This is a genomic window from Dapis hubbardiae BLCC-M172 (assembly GCF_050016015.1).
Classification (GTDB): Bacteria; Cyanobacteriota; Cyanobacteriia; order Cyanobacteriales; family Microcoleaceae; genus Trichodesmium.
In genome coordinates this window covers 8,794-12,088 of record NZ_JBNHEQ010000307.1, presented here as the reverse complement: position 1 = coordinate 12,088, position 3,295 = coordinate 8,794, and the positions used below count along the sequence as shown (strand labels likewise).

Here is a 3,295-nt window from a genome sequence, read left to right as displayed (position 1 = left end):
CTGCCTAACTTTTCCTTCTTAATTATTGCGATATCCGCAATAGTCGTTTCATTTTCTGAAGCACTCGAAAAACTCGACCCTGGAGACTGCCTAACTTTTCCTTCTTAATTATTGCGGATGTCGCAATAGTCATTTCATTTTGTGAAGCACTCGAAAATTCGACCTCGGAGGCTGCCTAACTTTTCCTCTTAATTAACTATTGCGGATGTCGCAATAGTCATTTCATTTTGTGAAGCACTCGAAAATTCGACCTCGGAGGCTGCCTAACTTTTCCTCTTAATTAACTATTGCGGATGTCGCAAAAGATTTTATATTTTACGCTCTTTAGATTTCATAGCTTGATTCACCGACACCATAACTGCCTAATTCATATTACTTTATTGCCAGCTTATAGATTTTTTTGCTCTACTTACCTGTTTGATTGAAAATCTATTCAGTGTATCCTACAAATCACCCATTAGCTGATAACTGATAGCTCAATACTCACATATTTTTTTCAACTCAACCCTTAATTTGTTCAGCCATCCAGTGCATATAAGGAGCATAACCAGAGACGATTGGTAAAGCAATTATTTCCGGTATTTCATCAGAATGTAATTCTCTTAATTTTGATTCTAGGACGTCAAACTTATCTAAGTCTGTCTTAATTAATAAATTATAGGAATCTTCTGAACATAACTCTCCTTTCCAACTATAAATTGAGTGAACTGGAAAGATATTTACACAAGCTGCTAATTTTAATTCTACTAAAGATTTTGCAATTGCCTTAGCTTCATCTAGAGAAGGAACATTTACAAAAACAACACCATAATTAGTTGCAGTCATAACCTTATTTTTTATTTTTCTCTGAGTTTTTAATTAATTTATATTCAATTTAATCAAAGCTGAATTATCTGGCACTAGCAAAACTAAAAGACAATTTTGTTGATGCTGGTAAAATTGTATTAACTAATCCTGCTTTTTCTAGATTTGCTCCAATAAATGTTGCTTCACTCAAGTCAGCTTCACTCAAGTCAGCTTCATAAAGTTTACTCCAATTCAAGTTAGCTCTAACTAAATTAGCTTGTGTTAAATTTGCCCCTGTTAGATCGGCTCCATTTAATTTTATATTCCGCATTAAAGCTCTGCTGAAGTTAGTTGCTAATAAGTTTGCTCCTTCCAAATTAGCTCCATGTAACTTCGCTTCACTAAAGTTAACTCCATTCAAATCTGCTGCACTTAAATCTATTCCATTTAGATAAGCTCTTCTGAAATTAACTCCTGTAAGTTGAGCACCGAATAGTCTAGTTGCGATTAGTTTTGCTTCGTACATATTAGCCCAATTAAGATTAACACCTGTGAGATTAGATTCTCGCAGATTAGTAGATTCTAAAGTGGCACTACAGAGATTAGCACTCCATAGATTAGCCCGTCTAAGGTTGGCACCTGTAAGATTAGCACCACTTAAATTGGCTCTAGGAAGTTTGGATTTTACTAAAAAAGCTCCACTAAGATTGCTTTTTGTCAGGTCAGCATCAGCTATTCTAGTTTCACCCATTTTGGCAAAGCTGAGGTTAGCTCTATGTAATAATGCTTCATTAAATTGAGTTTTTGTGAGAAAAGCTCTACTTAAATTTGCTCCTGTTAAATTGGTCTTGGAGAAGTTAACTCCGATCAGAATTACTCTTCTCAAGTCAATTCCGGTTAAATCTAGGCCACTAAAGTCTCTTTCTCCTTGTTCGTATCGCTGGAGCAGTTCTTGTTCTTTCATGGCTCTATAATTTCCCAATTTATATTAAATAAGTTATTAAGTCTTACTTAATATGTTATTACAGCTTTCTCAATTTAGAATTAGCCAATTGTATTACAAAATGTTATTATGGCTTGACATTTTCCTAGATTGTTATTGATTAAAGATTATTTTGAGGTGGAATTGGTTACTTATTGAGAGTGAAAGTATTATTATAATTTTGAGGAGGTTAATTTACTGTTAATTATACTGTTGTATATTCTTTTTATGATACATATTATTCAAGAAATTTTTAAGTATATACCGCAGTTTCTGGTGTTAAATTTTATATTAAATTTAATTAAGAAATATAGATTTACTGTTTAAATATCTTTCGATTAAAATAATGGCTACAATATCATCTATTGGTTTGGGAGGGATTCGCATTCCTGGTGGAATTAGACGTACAAATCCTTGAGGGGGATATATTTGCCAGTAGCGATCGCGAGCTTCTAAGCTACTATAGCGTTCATCTATTTTTATTATTGGTATTATTTCTGGGATAATTTTTTTGAGTTGTTGTTCCCATATTTTGGATGTGGTTTGGTCGCCTATTACAATTAAATTAATATCAAATTGTTGATTTAGTTTTGTAATTGTTGTGGTAATTTTTGCAGATTCTACGACTTGGTGATAATGGAGTTTTCTATTTTTATCCATAATTGCAATTCCACATTTATCACGACCGGGGTCAAATCCTAAAATCATTTTTACCTATTTATATTATTTGTTTGTAGCAGTATTAATACTGTCTAATTTATGTTGATAATTTTTTATAGCAGTTTTCATTAATATAGAGTACAGAGATTTGAGTTTAAAGAAAGAAGGAAGAAGGCTCATATTATCTAGGAGAGAAGGAAGAAGTAATGCAAGTCATGAAGTGAAAACCGCTATAAGTAGTTTTGCTTTTAGGAATTTCTGATATGGAAGGGAGCCGGGAATAGGGAATAGGGAACAGGAAGTCAATAGGATATTTCAGCAATTAACAATGAACAATTAATAATTAATAATTACCTCTTCTTTCAAGAAGGGGATTGGCTAAAAGGAATTTTTTTTGATTTATCCCCTTGAAAGGGGAGGCTTTAAACCTTAATTGTTGAATGAATAATTAATTATTGACTATCAACTATTAATTATTAATTATTAATTATTCGGTAATTAATTTTGCTTATAAACTTATATTATACTAGGCGTGATAAATGTTCACTACAACAAATAATATAGAGAGTAAAGACTATTGTTTGAAAAACAGGAAATTAGAGTTAAGTATCAACACAAAATTAACTGCACATTTTTTCAGAAAATAAATTGCCTTAAATTCTCTTGAGTAAATAAATCTAAGTGAACATTACAATACACAAATAATTTTGTTTCCCTAGTTAATTGTTTATTGCCTATTCCTATTTAAGGGACTGTTGGTACAATTAAGTATTAAGAGAAGATATGAATGACTAAAATATAAAAGATTTAAGACTTCGACAAATTGAAATCTGGTAGATAGAGAAGTGTTCGGTACATATTTTCCTA

The 3,295-nt window shown here is 31.8% G+C and carries 3 protein-coding genes; all 3 read right to left on the bottom strand.

The window, feature by feature from the left end; translation table 11 throughout:
• Positions 1–501 precede the first annotated feature (501 nt).
• The 3 genes from cutA to ruvX all read right to left on the bottom strand — a co-directional run bounded on the left by cutA (position 502) and on the right by ruvX (position 2,476).
• Positions 502–825 carry a divalent-cation tolerance protein CutA gene (gene cutA / locus ACP6PK_RS29010; RefSeq protein WP_426564899.1) on the bottom strand — a complete coding sequence of 108 codons (324 nt, stop codon included), beginning with the start codon at positions 823–825 and terminating at the stop codon, positions 502–504.
• A gap of 64 nt (positions 826–889) precedes the next feature.
• A complete protein-coding gene (locus ACP6PK_RS29005) occupies positions 890–1,750 on the bottom strand; it encodes a pentapeptide repeat-containing protein (RefSeq protein ID WP_426564897.1) in 861 nt (286 codons plus the stop codon).
• A gap of 315 nt (positions 1,751–2,065) precedes the next feature.
• Positions 2,066–2,476, bottom strand: coding sequence for a Holliday junction resolvase RuvX (gene ruvX / locus ACP6PK_RS29000; RefSeq protein WP_426564895.1), 411 nt, complete (start codon positions 2,474–2,476; stop codon positions 2,066–2,068).
• Positions 2,477–3,295: the final 819 nt, after the last annotated feature.

Excerpts from the sequence above, each read along its gene's own strand:
- cutA (WP_426564899.1), bottom strand. The coding sequence starts at position 825 with ATGACTGCAACTAATTATGGTGTTGTTTTTGTAAATGTTCCTTCTCTA.
- ACP6PK_RS29005 (WP_426564897.1), bottom strand. The coding sequence starts at position 1,750 with ATGAAAGAACAAGAACTGCTCCAGCGATACGAACAAGGAGAAAGAGAC.
- ruvX (WP_426564895.1), bottom strand. The coding sequence starts at position 2,476 with ATGATTTTAGGATTTGACCCCGGTCGTGATAAATGTGGAATTGCAATT.